General features: G+C 49.1%; 13 protein-coding genes, 3 tRNA genes and 3 pseudogenes. 4 read left to right on the plus strand and 15 right to left on the minus strand.

From position 1 onward, the window contains the following. The 5 genes from B9Y58_RS14070 to B9Y58_RS14090 all read right to left on the minus strand — a co-directional run. Positions 1 to 95 (minus strand): GTP-binding protein (locus B9Y58_RS14070; RefSeq protein ID WP_139258098.1); only part of this gene is annotated, 95 nt, incomplete at its 3' end. Positions 96 to 117: 22 nt separating this feature from the next. After that, positions 118 to 189: transfer RNA gene (locus B9Y58_RS14075), tRNA-Thr, on the minus strand. A gap of 46 nt (positions 190 to 235) precedes the next feature. Beyond that, positions 236 to 318: transfer RNA gene (locus B9Y58_RS14080), tRNA-Tyr, on the minus strand. A 10-nt stretch (positions 319 to 328) separates the two neighbouring features. After that, positions 329 to 401, minus strand: a tRNA-Thr gene (locus tag B9Y58_RS14085). Positions 402 to 641: 240 nt separating this feature from the next. Continuing rightward, positions 642 to 1,550 (minus strand): hypothetical protein, encoded by a 909-nt coding sequence (locus B9Y58_RS14090; RefSeq protein WP_143154731.1) that lies wholly within the window; start codon positions 1,548 to 1,550, stop codon positions 642 to 644. Positions 1,551 to 1,627: 77 nt separating this feature from the next. Between B9Y58_RS14090 and B9Y58_RS14095 the strand changes: the two genes are divergently transcribed. Together B9Y58_RS14095 and B9Y58_RS14100 are read left to right on the plus strand one after the other, a co-directional pair. Continuing rightward, complete coding sequence (locus B9Y58_RS14095) at positions 1,628 to 2,038, plus strand: acyl-CoA thioesterase (RefSeq protein WP_073058346.1); 411 nt, start codon at positions 1,628 to 1,630, stop codon at positions 2,036 to 2,038. Positions 2,039 to 2,042: 4 nt separating this feature from the next. Beyond that, positions 2,043 to 3,329, plus strand: coding sequence for a replication-associated recombination protein A (locus B9Y58_RS14100; protein ID WP_073058345.1), 1,287 nt, complete (start codon positions 2,043 to 2,045; stop codon positions 3,327 to 3,329). 35 nt (positions 3,330 to 3,364) lie between these two features. Here the strand turns inward: B9Y58_RS14100 and B9Y58_RS14105 are convergent, their stop codons facing one another. From B9Y58_RS14105 to B9Y58_RS14140, 10 genes and pseudogenes are all read right to left on the minus strand, one after another. Further along, the gene (locus tag B9Y58_RS14105; protein ID WP_073058344.1) at positions 3,365 to 4,417 is read right to left on the minus strand and encodes a M48 family metallopeptidase; all 1,053 of its coding nucleotides are present in this window, start codon (positions 4,415 to 4,417) and stop codon (positions 3,365 to 3,367) included. Positions 4,418 to 4,426: 9 nt separating this feature from the next. Then, positions 4,427 to 4,987, minus strand: a complete 561-nt coding sequence (locus tag B9Y58_RS14110; protein WP_073058343.1) for a LemA family protein — start codon at positions 4,985 to 4,987, stop codon at positions 4,427 to 4,429. A 103-nt stretch (positions 4,988 to 5,090) separates the two neighbouring features. After that, positions 5,091 to 5,900: a YggS family pyridoxal phosphate-dependent enzyme gene (locus B9Y58_RS14115; protein WP_073058342.1), complete on the minus strand. Its 810-nt coding sequence runs from the start codon at positions 5,898 to 5,900 to the stop codon at positions 5,091 to 5,093. Positions 5,901 to 5,947: 47 nt separating this feature from the next. Next, a complete protein-coding gene (gene lon / locus B9Y58_RS14120; RefSeq protein ID WP_073058341.1) occupies positions 5,948 to 8,284 on the minus strand; it encodes an endopeptidase La in 2,337 nt (778 codons plus the stop codon). Next, positions 8,169 to 8,801 carry a hypothetical protein gene (locus B9Y58_RS14660; protein WP_143154730.1) on the minus strand — a complete coding sequence of 211 codons (633 nt, stop codon included), beginning with the start codon at positions 8,799 to 8,801 and terminating at the stop codon, positions 8,169 to 8,171. Before B9Y58_RS14660 ends, lon begins: the two co-directional genes overlap by 116 nt. Before the next feature lie 2 nt (positions 8,802 to 8,803). Beyond that, a pseudogene (locus B9Y58_RS15200) lies at positions 8,804 to 9,778 on the minus strand (PDDEXK nuclease domain-containing protein). A gap of 378 nt (positions 9,779 to 10,156) precedes the next feature. Continuing rightward, positions 10,157 to 10,492: a CopG family antitoxin gene (locus B9Y58_RS14130; protein WP_073058340.1), complete on the minus strand. Its 336-nt coding sequence runs from the start codon at positions 10,490 to 10,492 to the stop codon at positions 10,157 to 10,159. After that, complete coding sequence (locus B9Y58_RS14670; RefSeq protein ID WP_143154729.1) at positions 10,458 to 10,700, minus strand: DUF4258 domain-containing protein; 243 nt, start codon at positions 10,698 to 10,700, stop codon at positions 10,458 to 10,460. Before B9Y58_RS14670 ends, B9Y58_RS14130 begins: the two co-directional genes overlap by 35 nt. A 128-nt stretch (positions 10,701 to 10,828) precedes the next feature. Next, positions 10,829 to 11,260, minus strand: a pseudogene (locus B9Y58_RS14135) (ORF6N domain-containing protein); the annotation flags it as partial. A 429-nt stretch (positions 11,261 to 11,689) separates the two neighbouring features. After that, positions 11,690 to 13,348, minus strand: a complete 1,659-nt coding sequence (locus B9Y58_RS14140) for an LlaJI family restriction endonuclease (RefSeq protein WP_073058339.1) — start codon at positions 13,346 to 13,348, stop codon at positions 11,690 to 11,692. Between the two features lie 240 nt (positions 13,349 to 13,588). Here B9Y58_RS14140 and B9Y58_RS15205 point away from each other — a divergent pair. Beyond that, positions 13,589 to 14,693, plus strand: a pseudogene (locus B9Y58_RS15205) (DNA cytosine methyltransferase). Beyond that, the gene (locus B9Y58_RS14150; RefSeq protein WP_073058338.1) at positions 14,677 to 15,534 is read left to right on the plus strand and encodes an ATP-binding protein; all 858 of its coding nucleotides are present in this window, start codon (positions 14,677 to 14,679) and stop codon (positions 15,532 to 15,534) included. The pseudogene B9Y58_RS15205 and the gene B9Y58_RS14150 overlap by 17 nt, the downstream one beginning before the upstream one ends. Positions 15,535 to 15,626 lie beyond the last annotated feature (92 nt).

The raw sequence follows: 15,626 nt of genomic DNA on the forward strand, positions 1-15,626 counted from the left end.
ATTGCGGCGGTCAGAGTGGTTTTGCCGTGGTCAACGTGGCCGATGGTGCCGATGTTGCAGTGCGGCTTGCTTCTGTCAAAATGTTCTTTTGCCATGATTCTATCTCCAATTAGTGAGAGCCCAGATCGGGAGTCGGACCCGAGACCTCTTCCTTACCAAGGAAGTGCTCTACCACTGAGCTACCTGGGCTTAATAGCCTGCTGAAGCGCTCTCTGCTTCAGCAGGCGTTTTATCGTGGGCCGTCGTGGTTTCGAACCACGGTAGGCGTAAGCCAACGGATTTACAGTCCGTCCCCTTTAACCACTCGGGCAACGACCCATTATGTCTAAGCCAAAGATAGGAATCGAACCTACGACCGGCTGATTACAAATCAGCTGCTCTACCAGCTGAGCTACTTTGGCACACCCTAGTTTCATTACTGAACATAGGAGTGAGCCAAATTTAATAAGTTTTATTGGGTTTTGTCAACGAATTTCGTCAAAAAAAGCAAAAAATTTTCATTTTTTTCAATAAATCTGTCTACATACTAGATAAAAGAGTGTGAATAGATTGTGAATAGTTTTAAAAAGCCAAAAAAGAACCCCTTTTTCGGAGGAAAAAGGGGCTAACTTATTCAGTAACAACTATTTATAAATAGGCCATCATTTCCACAAGTCTTCCAGGGTATAACTGCCGATCAAAAAGCCCGGGCACAGTTCCTTTTTCATAGAAACAGCCAAGTCTTCCAGGGTCATTGCCGTTCCGTTGATCGTCACGGGATGCGAATAGACATACCACGGACCATTGCAGCCTACCGAATAGCTGTAAATGTCGTCATCGTCCTTGTGCGCATTGCAAATTTCAACAAGCGTCGCGTCATCAAGTCCGACATATTCTTCTGTTGTGCTGAACGTGGACGCATCGGCCATTGTCGTTTTCATGGTAACAGCCTTGTCCAAATAAGCGACATTCAGGTAAACGGTGTCATTAGCCATATTGACTTCGCAGGACTGCGCCGCTTCGACTGGTTCGCCAAAATCCCAAGCGCCGTCGAATTCGCTGAAGTTAGACCTGTACTGATTGAACAGGTCATCGCACTTCCCCTTGCTCTCCTCAATGGCGTCTTCAATCATGAGCTGCAACTTTACCGGATTCGTTATACCGGGAAGCTCGATTTGGCTATGAATATTGGAGTTGGAACAGCGGACCTCTGCGTCAGTGCCTTCAAATTGGCTTTTTACGGATTCGCAGGTTTCTTCATATTCACTCAGCAGGACTCCCGAAAGAGTTATATCCGCCGTGTACCACAACGGGTCGCCCACTTCGGTCACCATGGTCATGGTCATTGTCGAATGGTCATAAGCAATAAGATCCAAGGACATGTCGACCGCGACACTGTTTTCGGTAGCGTACACATAGCAGTCCATGACCACGTTATCGCCCTTCGCCAAATGACGCTTGTACACTTCGTTACCTGTCACGACGGCCTTGTGCACAGGTTCATCGGAAGAGGTGCAGGCCGCAAGGACAAGGATTGAAAGCGAAATTATTAACTTATATAGAATACTCACAGATTCCTCCGCCCAAAATATAATCATATTTGATTCAAAATTCTAGTTTAAAAGTTCTGAATTTATATATTTAGCGCATGGAAATTTGCACATTCAAGCACACCGCGCGGATCGATGTCCGCTACGCAGAAACCGACCAGATGGGAATCGTCCACCACGCCGTTTACCCCGTATGGTTCGAACAGGCCCGTACCGAATTCTTCCGCGCCGTTGGCGCAGGATATGCAGAAATGGAAGCCGAGGGCTTTGCCGCACCGGTACTCGAAATTTCCGTACGCTACAGACAACCTACCCACTACGGGGAATTCGTGGACATCGAGACGACCATGGTCCGCGAAGGCAGCCTCAAGTTCCGCTTTGAATACAAGGCTTACGTGAACGGGACGCTCTGCACCACGGGTTCAACGCTCCACTGCATGACCAAGGGCGGCCGCCCCACGCGCGACCTGCCCAGCGGTTTTAGCAAGCTTGAATTTGTAACCGAGTAACAAGATGGACCAGCCGCTCGCCGAAAGATTACGCCCCAGGAACCTCGATGAGTTTTTAGGCCAGAACAAGATTCTGGGCGAGCAGAGCCTGTTGCGCAAGAGTCTCGAAAACGACAATGTGCCGAGCATGATTTTCTGGGGCCCGCCGGGCTGCGGAAAGACGAGCCTTGCCCACGTGATTCGCCAGCACACCAAGAAGGCGTTCGTGGCGCTTTCGGCTGTCGCGAGCGGCGTCAAGGAAGTCAAGGAAGTTTTGGCGGATGCCCGCAAGATGAAGGCGATGTTCAAGGACACAATCCTCTTTATCGACGAAATCCACCGCTTTAACAAGGGACAGCAGGATGCGCTGTTGGGTGCCGTCGAGGACGGCACGGTGACGCTCATAGGCGCCACCACCGAGAACCCGGGGTTCGAGGTCAACAGCGCGCTACTTAGCCGCTGCCAGCTGATTCTTTTTGCGCCCTTGAGCAAGGACGACTTGCGCACGCTGATTTTTAGTGCACTGCGCGATCACCCGCGTGGTTTGCAACTTAAAGATGTAGAAGTCGAAGAAGCTGTTATAGACAAGTTAATCACACAGTCCGATGGCGACGCACGATTCCTGCTGAATCAGATTGAATGGATCGGCAAGAATCTGGGCGATAAAAAAGTCATCGACGAAAAGCTTCTCGAAGAATTCCAGTACAAGAAGCCTCTGCGTTACGACAAGGGCGGCGAAGAGCATTACAATTTAATTTCGGCTTTGCACAAGTCCGTGCGCGGAAGCGATCCCGATGCTGCCCTCTACTGGCTGCACCGCATGCTGCAAGGTGGCGAAGACCCGCGCTTCATTCTGCGCAGACTTATGCGCATGAGCATGGAAGACATCGGTCTTGCCGATCCGAACGCGTTACTGCTTGCCACAAGTGCCCGCGAAGCCTACGACTTCATGGGAATCCCCGAAGGACTCATCGCCCTCGACGAGCTCGCCATTTACCTTTCGCTTGCGCCCAAGAGCAACAGCGTGGAACTGGCGGGAATGAAAGCCGACCAAATCGTGAAGCAGACAGGCACGCTCCCTGTACCTCGCGCCTTCCGCAATTCCGTCACGAAGGTCGGCGAAAAGCTGGGCTACGGGATCGACTACCAGTACGATCACGACAGCCCCGGCGCTTACTCCGCTCAAGAACACCTGCCCAAGCAACTCGAAGGCACCGAGATTTACCAGCCCAAGCCCTACGGCAAGGAAAAGCAACTCGGCGAAAGGCTTGCGCAATTAAAGCAGATTAAGCGGGAAAAGAATAAAGGTTAATACCGACACTGAGCGGCCTCAGAGTGACACCAGGCTTAAAACTGTTTCAGCAACCGAATTCTCTCGGGCGTATCGGGGTGGGTGCAGAACATGATGTTTGCCTTCGCGATGAGGCCCTTAAGTTTCATATCGTTGTCGAATTCTTCGTCGGGGTGAATAATATAAAGTTGCGCCACGTCGTTTCGGCGCACGGTGTCGAGGCCGGGGTAATCCGAGATTTTCTGCAGGGCAGAAGCGAGCGCCCACGGGTCGCCACAGAGTTCGGCGCCGCCGGCATCGGCCACGTACTCGCGCGAACGCGAAATGGCTAGACGCGTGAGCCAGCTGAAAATGTAGCCGATTGTGCTCCAAATCAAAACAAGAATCAACGCAAAGATGATGATGACGCCACCGCTTCCACCGCCGCGCCTGCTGCGGGAATGATTGCGAGGGCCGCGGAGCATTGCCGAAAGTAGCTTCATCGATACCATCTGAATGGTCGAAAAGATTCCAACGAACACGATGCACACCACCATGAGTCGCGTGTCGCGGTTCTTGATATGCGTGAGTTCATGCCCCACGACGGCGGCGAGTTCCGCATCGTTTAATTTGTCTATAAGTCCGGTCGTGAGCGTAATCGTGAACGAGGGAATGTCGATTCCGCTCGCAAACGCATTCAGGCCGTTATCCTCGACGATGTTGATTTGCGGCATCTCAATGCCGCCTGCAATGCAGAGGTTCTCGACAATATTGTAGACGCGCAGGTTATCCTTGCGCTCAAGGGGTTTCGCATGCGTCGCATGCCGTATAATGGCGGTATTCGCGCAATAGGCGATAATGAACCACACGCCGACAATCTGCAAAGTGTAAGGAAGCACCTCCCAAAAACTATGCCGCACTTCGGGCCAGTGCAGAATGCCGTATTTCATGTAGGTGGCGTGGCCTTCGGGGCACCCGCCTTCGACAATCGAACAAAGTACGCCAAAAAAGTCCAGGCACAAAATGACCGCAAACACCATCACCAAGATAATAACGGGGAACAGGCACAGCAGCAAGATGCTGTTGCGGTTGTTCCGCCAAATCTGGGTTTGGAGTCCGACGTATTTCATGAGGGAAGGCTAAAACTTCACCTCGGGGGCTTTGTTGAGTGTGTCGCGGCTTTCGGTGGCCTCGTACATCGGGGCACGCTTGAAGCCGAACATACCGGCCACAATGTTGCTCGGGAATACTTCGCAGGCGTTGTTCAATTCGCGAGTGGTAGAATTGAAGAAACGGCGGGCGGCAGAGAGTTTGTTTTCGATATCGGCAAGTTCATTCTGCAACTGCAAGAAGTTCTGGTTGGCCTTGAGTTCGGGGTAAGCTTCGAGCGAGATGCGGAGCCCGGCAAGCGCACCGGAAAGCGCCTTGTCGGCAGCGACCTTTTCGTCGACAGTCGTTGCATTCATGGCGGCGGCACGAGCCGAGGTCACCTTGTCAAGCGTCTCTTTTTCGTGAGTGGCGTAGCCCTTGACAGTGCTCACCAGCTGCGGCACCAAATCAAAACGCTGCTTGAGTTGCACATCGATATTTGCGAATGCATTTTCACGGTTATTGCGGAGTTTTACAAGTCCATTATACATCGAAATGAACCAGGCGATTAGCACCACCACGACAATGCCGGCAACAATTCCAATAGTCATATTTTACTCCTTTCTGTTTCTTAGTAAGAAATCTATATAAAAAAATGATCCCGGGGCATGCCCGGGATGACATTTTTGCGTCCCAAAAGAGCGTCTTTTGATTCTAAACAGGGTCGTTTACAGGCTTAGAATAGTCACGTTCGCCAAAGAGGGCCGTTCCCACGCGAATCATGGTGGAGCCTTCTTCGATGGCGACTTCCAGGTCGCCCGTCATGCCCATCGAAAGCTGGTCGAAGTGGGCAAACGCGCCGCCCTTTGCGAAGAACTTCTGCTGAAGATTGCGGAGGAATGCGAAGCATTCGCGGCTGTCTTCGGCGTTGCCCGTGTTCTTCCCGATGGTCATGAGCCCGCGGAAACGCAGGTGCGGGAAGTTTTCACTCTTGCCGTCATCAGTCGCGGCACCCGCTTTTTCTGCAAGCTGGTTCAAGAATGCCTCGGCTTCGTGCACATCGAGGCCGCTCTTGGTTTCTTCTTCACCGGCGTTCACCTGGAAAAGGATATCGAGAATCTTGCCCTGGGATGCGTCGGCGCCGTTGCCGGGGAGTGCCGCACAGACGCGTTCCAGCTTTTCTACCGCCTCGATACTTGCGATAGAATGGATGCAGTCGGCGACAATTGCCGCCTTCTTGAGTTTGTTACTTTGTACAGGGCCAATCACGTGGCAACGCACGCGTTCGCCATTGAGTGCCTTGCGCGGCTCGCTGAACTTAAGTTCGGCTTCTTGCACGCGGTTTTCGCCGAAGTCAGTAGCACCCAGCGCAATCGCATTTTCTACAGCTTCTGCCGGGTGGAACTTGCTCACCCAAACGAGCTTAACCGTGTCACGGCTACGGCCCGCAATCTTGCAGGCTTCGCTAATCCTTGCTTCGAGAGCTGCAAGGTGCTCGCGCATTTCATCTAAAGTAAATTCCATAGAAATAGTAGACAGTAGGAAGTTGGAAGTAGACAGCAATCAAGTTATTACGATTTGGCCTTCGTTTCCTTGAACAGCACCTTGATGATTTCATCGATGTGCTTGTGCGTGTAGATCTTGAGGCCCTTCTTCGCAGGCGCCGGAAGTTCGTTTACATCCTTCTGATTCTGGGCGGGAAGGCGAAGCGTCTTCACGCCGGCCTGGAGTGCGGCAAGCGCCTTTTCGTTGAGGCCACCGATGGCAAGGCATGCACCCGTAAGGCTCACTTCGCCGGTGAAAGCGATTTCGGGCGAAACAGGCTGCTTGGTAAATGCACTGAGCAAGCAAAGCGTGAGGGCAATACCTGCAGAGGGGCCATCTTTGGGCACAGCACCTTCGGGCACGTGAATGTGGATATCCGTCTTTTTCACGATATTCGGATCGATGCCAAAGCGATTCAGGCGTTCGCGCACGAGGCTCAAAGCAATCTGTGCCGACTCCTTCATCACGTCGCCTAGCTTACCCGTCATCAAAAGCGAGCCCTTGCCCGGCAAGAGCATGCATTCAATGGGCAGAATTTCGCCACCCACACTTGTCCAGGCGAGACCCACGATAACGCCCGGACGGCCTGCGTCCGGAAGCTGGCTATCCAAATAGCGCGGAGCACCCAAGTAATCCTGCAAAGTCTTCTCGGTGATTCCGGCCTTGAACTTCTTGCCCATCACCTTGTCCTTGGCGCGGTGACGCACCACGTTTTCGAGAGTGCGTTCCAGTTCGCGCACGCCCGCCTCGCGGGTCCATTCGCGAATTACCTTGCCGATAATACCGTCATCAAAAGCGACATCCTTGCCGTTTTCGATACCCGTGCGTTCGCAAATGCGTGGCACCAGGTACTTGCTCGCAATCTGCAACTTTTCGTGCGGGTAGTAGCCGGGCAGGCGCACCATTTCCAAGCGGTCGCGCAGGGCTTCGGGGATTTCGGCCTCGTTGTTCGCCGTCGCGATAAACAGCACGCGGCTAAGGTCGAGACCCACCTCCATGAAGTGGTCGGTAAAGTCGTGATTCTGTTCCGGGTCCAGTACCTCAAGCATCGCGCTCGCGGGGTCGCCGCGGAAATCGCTTGCCATCTTGTCGATTTCGTCGAGCAGAATAATCGGGTTCATGCACTTGGCACGGCGAAGCGCCTGGATAAAGCGGCCAGGCATGGCACCAATGTAGGTACGGCGGTGGCCACGGATTTCGGCCTCGTCACGCACGCCGCCCAGCGTAATACGAACAAAGTTGCGCTGCATGGCATGGGCGATAGATTCCACCAAAGTCGTCTTACCCACGCCCGGAGGACCGACCAGGCAAAGAATCGGAGCACGGCGCTCGGTACCCGTCAGTTTGAGCACCGCCACGTATTCCATGATGCGTTCCTTGACCTTGTCCAGGCCGAAGTGCTTGGAATCCAGTTCGCTCTTCACCTTCTTCATGTTGAGGACGGTGTCGGTGTATTCGCCATACGGGAGCGTCAGGAACCAGTCCAAATAGTTGCGGCTCACCGCGTATTCCGGAGACGTCGGCTGCATCAGGCGCATGCGGCTGATTTCTTCTTCGAGCTTTTCCTGAATGGCAGCCGAGAACTTTTTCGCCTTGATTTTCTTGAGCAGCTGGTCCGGTTCCGAGGCGTTGCCACTGTCGCCATCCAGTTCGTCTTGCAGCTGACGGATCTGTTCCGAGATGAACCATTCCTTTTGCTGCTGGGCCATCTTCTGGCGCACGTTCTGCTGCACCTTGACCATCATGGTGTCGGTATCGGCCGCCACCTGCATGATTTCGACCAAGCGTTCCGCCAGTTCGTCGATATCGCCAATTTCGAGCAGACGCTGGCGTTCGTCCATGGAAATCTGCATGAAGGGAATCATGCCGTAAAAGGCGTTGATCTGGCTGTCCATGGTGAACAGGGCGTCCACCATGCCCTCGGAAATGTTACGGTGCAAGGAATATTCCTTGAACTGGGTGAGCACCGTCTCGAAACGGGGAGTCTTGTCTGCTGCCGTAATCGAGGGCTTGTGGGCCGAAACCGTAACCGTCAAATAGTTATCCTTGGTGGCGATGGAACGGAGGTCCACCACCTGTTCGCCTTCGAGAACCACCTTTACGCAACCGTTCGGGAAGGGGGTCACATTGCTCACGTGGGCAAGGATACCCACCGAGTAGAGGTCCAGCATGGGGTTTTCGATTTCTTCTTGCTCGATATTTTTCTGAGCCGAAAGAATGATTTCGCCGTCGTGGGATTCGGCGTATTCAAGAGCACGTAAAGAAATGTCCCTGCCGACCAGAATGCGGCGGGTCGTGTGCGGAAATACAATAGCGTCCCTCAGAGGGAGCAACGGATACATTTTCGAAGAGTCTAAAGCCATACACTACAAAGATAGTATCTTTAAAAAAAGATACACAGCAACCGAGAGCGCCACAATTTCGGTATTTTACTTTTTCTTGCCATAATAATCCTCTAGCCCGCTCGGCATGAGCGAACGTTAAAAACGGTTTTAATTGCGGATGCACGTACGGGCCGCAATTACGCATGTAGTTCCAATGACGGCCATCGAACCAGCGTGTTGACCATAGCATCTGATTCAAGATTTCCGACGCTCCCGGTGTGTGCGTGTACTTGAAATCACACATACCCATGCATCCGGCAATGCCGTCCTCCATGCAATTTTCTAACAGGTGAATGTTCGTAATTTTTGCGGACTCTTTCAAGAAAAAATCCATCTTGCTTTCGGAAGTTGGGAAGTCTTTTTCAGCACCAAAAACATCCGCCGGCAAAAAATACCGTTTGAAGAATTCCTCGAAATACTGACGCAACAGCGAAACTGTCCGGCTGAGCGGCGAGTAAAAATCTACGTGTAAGTCACTGATGAAAAAATAGGTCATGTTCAACTCTCCCTGTCCATTGCCTTGCGCAGGTCCTCTTCCGAGGGTAGCGCCTTACGGACATCTTCTGCTGATTTGTAGGTGGCAACCCCCATCGGATTGTCGTACCCCTGAATAAGGAATTCGACAAAAGTCTTGTCAGCTTCCTTGCAGAGGATGATGCCGATGCTCGGATTTTCGAAGGGCTTCTTGACTTTAGTATCGAGAATGCGTAAGTATGCACTCAATTGACCCAAATATCGTCGTGCCCGAATTTTTCCAGATGGTACTGGTTGCCGACAAAAGCGAAGTCTCGCCCAAAAGTCATGATGAAATTCTTGACATTGTGAACAATCGCGTTTTCTACGACCCTTTCGTCAATATCCTCCTGGTCACGTACACCCAGCTCCTCGACATTGATAAAATCGAGCAGGTACTCGTCCTTGAACATGCCAATCGCCTGCAAGGCGTTCCTTGTATTCTGCATGGTGGTCGAAAAATTGTTGGGAAGATTGCCCTGATGCTGGAACAGGTCCGATTTGAGCATATCGCGGAGTTTGTATTTGTCCCAACGATTGACGAATGATTGATGGATGTAGAAGAGGCGTTCTTGCAAGTCTTTTGATTTGCTAATTATTTCTATATGATGCGTAAAACTGATCGAGAGAAATTCGTTCAACATATCGGCAGCCATCGGCTGCCGATTTACCAAGCATCAGATGCCATTCTTCATAAAAAGAACGCATGTTCTTTATTTGGCGTACGCCGAATCCCCTCAATCCGGGCAATTCTTTCTGCAACTGTTCGCTGATGCGGTCGATGGCCCCAGTTCCCCAGAACCCCTTTCTGGAATGTTCCGAGATATATCGGCCTATCCCGAAATAGAGCGACAGTTGCTCCCTGTTTACCCCCTTCGCCGCCCTATATTGGCTTTGAAGGATGGCATTTTTTATTGTCTTGACAGCTTGGTGAACATCTACGGGTAATTTTTCGGTCATGTTGATATCCTTTTTGTGAAACGTGGCGCAAACAACACGCAAAAAATGCGCATTGTTTAGTTGTCGCAGATTTTGCGATAACTGGTTCTTCTTATGTAGGGGATTTTCAACGCGATGCGCTGAAAATGGGATGCTCTTGCAATATTGTTGGCGAGGGTCTTCCTCGGCGTTACCTGGCGCCCGCCTTAGCGAGCACACTCGAATAGGTCGTGTTCCTATCAGCTATCCAACAACATCAACAAGAAGGTTGATGAGCCCCACCGCGGATGCACGTACGGGCCGCAAGGCCTATGCCGACTGTCGCAGGGATTGTCGTAATACGGGGATAAATATACAAAGAGACCAGCAGGAAGTCTACACCCTCTGTTGTCACCCACATTAGGCAGATGCGGCGTTGTCGAGCAACACGTTCACGTAAGTCTGGTAAGGGATGCCCGCGGCGGCGGCCTTGCGTTTGATCGATTCCACCGTTTTGACCTTGAGCCTTATGGAATACATCTTCTTTTCTTCCTTGGCCTCGGCAATAGCGCGACTGATACGCGCAATGGATTCCTCCAGCGTCTCCGACTCATGACCGCCGGTGATAACCATCGGATCTCTCATCGAGGTGTCGTTTTCAAGCGCTTCAATCTCCTCTTTAGACAAGAAATCGTCAACCAGCTTGAACCCTTTGGGCAGCCTAACCTTCTCGCACTTTTTGCACTTCGTCTTCATGAGCTCTCCTTACAGTTATCAAAGTTTTCAAATCGTCAGAGACAATTAACGTCCAAAATCGATTGTCAACCTCGGTAATAATTTTAGAAACACCTTCTTTATCAGATGGGGCGTGTACTAAGACTTTTCTCCGTAGAACCTTTCCAAGCATTTCCACGGTGAATCCTCTTTCACGCATTCTCTCAAAAGCGTGCCTTGTGATATTCATCTATTGACCTCTCTATTATAGAAAATGCATATACACTTGTCAATACACATTACAATACACATTGAAATACATGTTTTTTACACCTCGTCCTTATCGGCAGGGCTATATTTTGAGCAGAACAAATCAACCCCAATCAACTGTTGGTTCTCCACAATGCAGTCCTTCATCTGCTTGAAAAGGCGAATCAAAGCCTTGCTTTGAGCAGTTGCCCGTTCGCCCTTGAGCACCGTCATGAGCATGTAGATACCCTGTTCGGTGAATGCGTAGGGTGCATATTTTATGTTAGTCCCTCGTCGACTATTGTTCAAGGACGAAATTTTCGACCTTGAACATGTTTCCGCCTCCTTTAAAGTTAATTGGAAACGAAAATCTTCATCAAATTTTTCGATATTATTTTTCACCTGTTCGTTAAATCTCTTTGTCGTATACCCGTAAATCTCGGCCAGGTCGGCATCAAGCATCACCTTGACCCCGCGGATGGTATATATCCGCGATTTGAGTAAGGTTTCATCGATGAGGGGAAACTCCGCGACAGCCAATTTATCAGTTTTTCTTGCCATAATAATCCTCTAGCCCGCTCGGCATGAGCGAACGTTGAAAACGGTTTTAATTGCGTCTGCACTGCAGGCACAATTTGGGTTTGTTATGTTTTGGGATGCTCTTGCAATGCTGTTGGCGAGGGTCTTCCTCGGCGTTACCTGGCACCCGCCTTAGCGAGTACACTCGAATAGGTCGTGTTCCTATCAGCTATCCAACAACATCAACAAGAAGGTTGATGAGCCCCACCGCGGATGCACGTACGGGCCGCAAGGCCTATGCCGACTGTCGCAGGGATTGTCGTAATACAGGGATAAATATACAAAGAGGTCAGCGGAAAGTCAACGCCCGAGCGTTATTTCCCGCATTTCTCTGTAGCGTTCCCCGGCCCAGGTCCCTGAGCTTGCCGAAGGGCCGGGTCGGGCTATATTTTAACACAAATGCAAGAAAAATCAGCCTTCTTTGCAGGGCAAGAAGTAATATTCGTCCTTGTCAGAAAATTTAGGGTTGCCGGCTGAAAATCCATTTTGCAAGAATACATTGCCTACAACAGGTTTATTCATGATGTATTTAGGAAGCCTATGGACTTCACCTATTTTGGCCTTTTCAAAACTTTCTCTCTTGACAAAGAAACCATTTAGCGATTCGTCAAAGACAACTGATTTTTCCTCAAATTCAGCTTCTTCCAAATCACTCAAGTCGTTCTCCCAAATTTCTTTGGGAGTTACGCGGGCTATCATTTCGCAACCGCCCTCTATCCTCTTCCACATTTCTTTTACATCGTCGTCATCAATGGAAGCTTTTTCCAAAGCCAATATAATGCATTTTAAATCCGCGGGCTTGAAAATTTTTCCGGCAAGCATGCGGAAATGAACATTGACAAATTCGGTCTCCGAATTTTTGGGCCATACTGCGTAAAATACGTAATATTTATCCAGCAGCTCCAAAAAATCATCGCGGAATCTCTTTCGGGTCTTCTTCCTGAAATCGTCGCGCAGGGACGAATGCTTAGAGGTATAGGTCTTTAGCACATACAAGAAGTTTATGTTGTACACCTTCAGCAGGAGCGTGTCGCGGTCAAAGAGGCGATTGCGGAAATGGCGGTTGCGCTTACCCCACATGTTTTCTTCGCCGGGCTCAACGATATCCTTTGTTTCGCCTTTCTTCGAAAAATACGGATCGTCGTACTGGCCGTCGTTTTCGTATTCCGGAACAAATCCGCGGATAAAGAAGTTCGGCGTGACGCTGTAGCCTTCCGTCACCGAGTCCCTATAGCGCACCCCTTGATGAACGCCCGAACTATAGCATTCGTCATTGCCATCGACAAAATCGGGAGAGAAAAAGTCCTGGACAATGTTCTTGGCGTAGGTGTACTGCTTTGCAATCGACTGGCCGAGCACATCGTTTTCTTCTTTATAATACTTGCTATCGCCAATGTGCCAAATGCTTTCGCTCCCGTCGGCGAATATCAGCGACTTTTCCTTGTACAGGTGGTCGATTATCTTGCCGTCTTCGTTTTTCTTCAACTTCGCGACTTCTTCGTCCTGGTCGCTGATGAGACTGTCGATCATCGCCTCGAAAACGTTGTTGAACGAATTTGCAATCAGGTATTCCTTCGCCTTTACGTTCTTGTTGGTGTACTTGGCGCCCCAACGGAAAAACGCCTCCATTATGTTGTAGAGTTTCAGCAGGCGGTCTTCGAAATACTTGTACTTGATACGGCGAAGTTCGCGCAGCCCGCGTTCGCATTCCAGAAGGCGTGCGAACTCCTGCTTTTTGAGCGGAACATAGTACTCGCTCTGCGGCATTTCGAACCCGAACTCGTCCTGAATGAACTTCATCGCCGAGAAATACAAGACAAGCAGCCTGTCGTCCAGATCGAAGACCTTCTTCTTGTTCACCAGTTCCATGTAGATTGGTGAATCGCCCTGGATAAAGGGAATCTTTTTCGCAATGGTTCGCTGCCAGTTGATTTTGTTGTTGCCGCTGTGCTTGTTCTTGGCGACAAACACGAATAGGTTCTGATTCTTCTTGTAGAACAGTTCCATGCTGCTCATGACATCGAGCAGCGTCGCATAGCGGGCATCCCCCTGAAACTTAGAATGTTCCATATGGTCTGGGGAACGGACGCTAGTTGGACGTTCCCCGCGCACGCGCGGGTCGGGCTATATTGCAAGGCGCCCCGTGCGTGCCTACGGCTCCCCCGCGCCGCTCTTGCAACGGAGCCGCGCAAGCGCGTCTCCGCCCCAAGGGGTTACTATCCCTAACGCGGATGCGGGATATTAACTATATTTATGAGTTTTTTCCTCCAATTACGAAGGTTGTTGAAATTTTTTGGTATTTTTGTTTATATGGCAAGAAATCACAAGAAATCCGCTGAAAAAAAAACGCCCCTTATAGAAGTCGTCGATCTGTTTTGCGGGATAGGGGGCCTGAGTTACGGATTAAAGAGCCAAGGGCTTAAAATAAAAGCCGGATACGACCTAGACTATACTTGTGAATATGCATATCATCACAATAATGATGCCGAATTCCGATATGAAGACATTCGCAAAGTAACAGCGGAAGAAATAAACAATACTTATAGCAAAGGAGCAATCCGTGTCCTTGCAGGGTGTGCTCCCTGCCAGCCATTCTCTTCATACGCATTCAAAAACAAAAATAAAGACCCGAATAAGTACAGTTTGCTAGATGAATTCGGACGACTAGTGGAAGATGTTCAACCCGATATAGTTCACAATGGAGAATGTTCCACAAATTTTAAAATTCAAATTGGAACATGTTTTTCAACGTTTTGTTGAAACTTTGGAGCGCAACGAGTATAATGTAAGCTATAAAGTTGTCTTTTGTCCCGATTATGGAATTCCACAAACAAGAAAACGTTTAGTTTTGTTGGCATCAAAAAAAGGAAAAATTGAATTAATCCCCCCAACACATACTGCAGAAGATTATGTAACCGTAAAGGATGTAATTGGAGGTTTGCCAGCCCTTGAGGCAGGAGAACGGGATCCAAATGACGCTTTACACAAAGCACGAGCGCTAACACCTTTAAATCTACAACGAATAAAAGCAACTCCTGCAAATGGAAGCTGGACGGACTGGCCCAAAGAACTACAGCTTAAATGTCATAAAAGAAAAAGTGGTAAAACCTTTGGTAGTGTATATGGCCGTATGGATTGGAACAAGCCTGCGCCAACCATGACCACACAGTGCACAGGCCTAGGAAATGGTCGATTTGGACATCCCGAACAAAATAGAGCAATCTCTCTTCGCGAAGCAGCTTTAATACAAACCTTCCCTAGAAACTATCGTTTTTTTATAGATGAAAAATCAGTATCAACAACTTTAGCATCACGATACATTGGGAATGCCGTTCCCCCGAAATTAGGGGAAATTATTGGGAAAAGTATAAAGCAACATTTAAAACAATGCGAGGAGCATGATGGAAAATTATAAATTCAACATTTCCCTAAGCGTCCTAAATCACTTAGGGAGAAATTTGTATCGAAGCCTTATAACCGTTATAGGTGAAGCTATATCTAATTCATGGGATGCGGACGCAAAAAATGTCCATATATACATAGATAGAGAAAAGAACCAGCTTGTTGTTCAAGATGATGGCGTTGGAATGACGCCCGATGATTTTCAAAATAAATTTTTAATGATCGGGTACTCAAAAAGAAAAGATGGTTCCATGCATTCCCCCGGTCATCGTCCTTTTATTGGCAGAAAGGGTATTGGTAAATTGGCGTTGTTATCTTGTGCACGTAAGATTTCCATTTTAACCAAAACGGGCTCTTCTGATTTGACTGGAGGAACTATAGATAACAAAGGTCTTGACGAAGCGATTGAAGATAATGTTAAGCCCAGCGATTATAATTTAACGCCTCTTAGCGAGAACGTCACAAATGTGTATCCGCCTTCTTCAAACGGAACAACTATCATTTTCAGTGATTTAAATGATGGAATCAAAAATCGCATTGAATATCTACGTCAACTTATTGCTCTTGATTTTAGATTTTCAATATTTGATCCTTCTTTTTGCATATTTGTCAATGACAATAAGATTTCAATGGAAGATCTCGACTTCCTAATACAAGATACACAATTTTTATGGTGCATAAACACAGGAGATACAAAAGACGAATTCATCAAAAACATTTGCAACTCCAGTAACCTTCAAAAAATACAACATATAACTTATTCTCAACTAAATATTTCTGGATTCATCGCTTCCGTAAAAAAACCATCAAAATTAAAAATTCAAAATACAAAAGAAAAGGCAACTATTGATTGATTATTCCGGAGCGGCGGAGCCGCCAGTCCGGAGAAGTGAGAGCCACTAGTCCGGCCTGACGGAGCCACCTGTTTTTTGCCCTACTGGGCTTC

The sequence above is a fragment of the Fibrobacter sp. UWB15 genome (assembly GCF_900177705.1).
In the GTDB taxonomy this organism is placed as follows: domain Bacteria; phylum Fibrobacterota; class Fibrobacteria; order Fibrobacterales; family Fibrobacteraceae; genus Fibrobacter.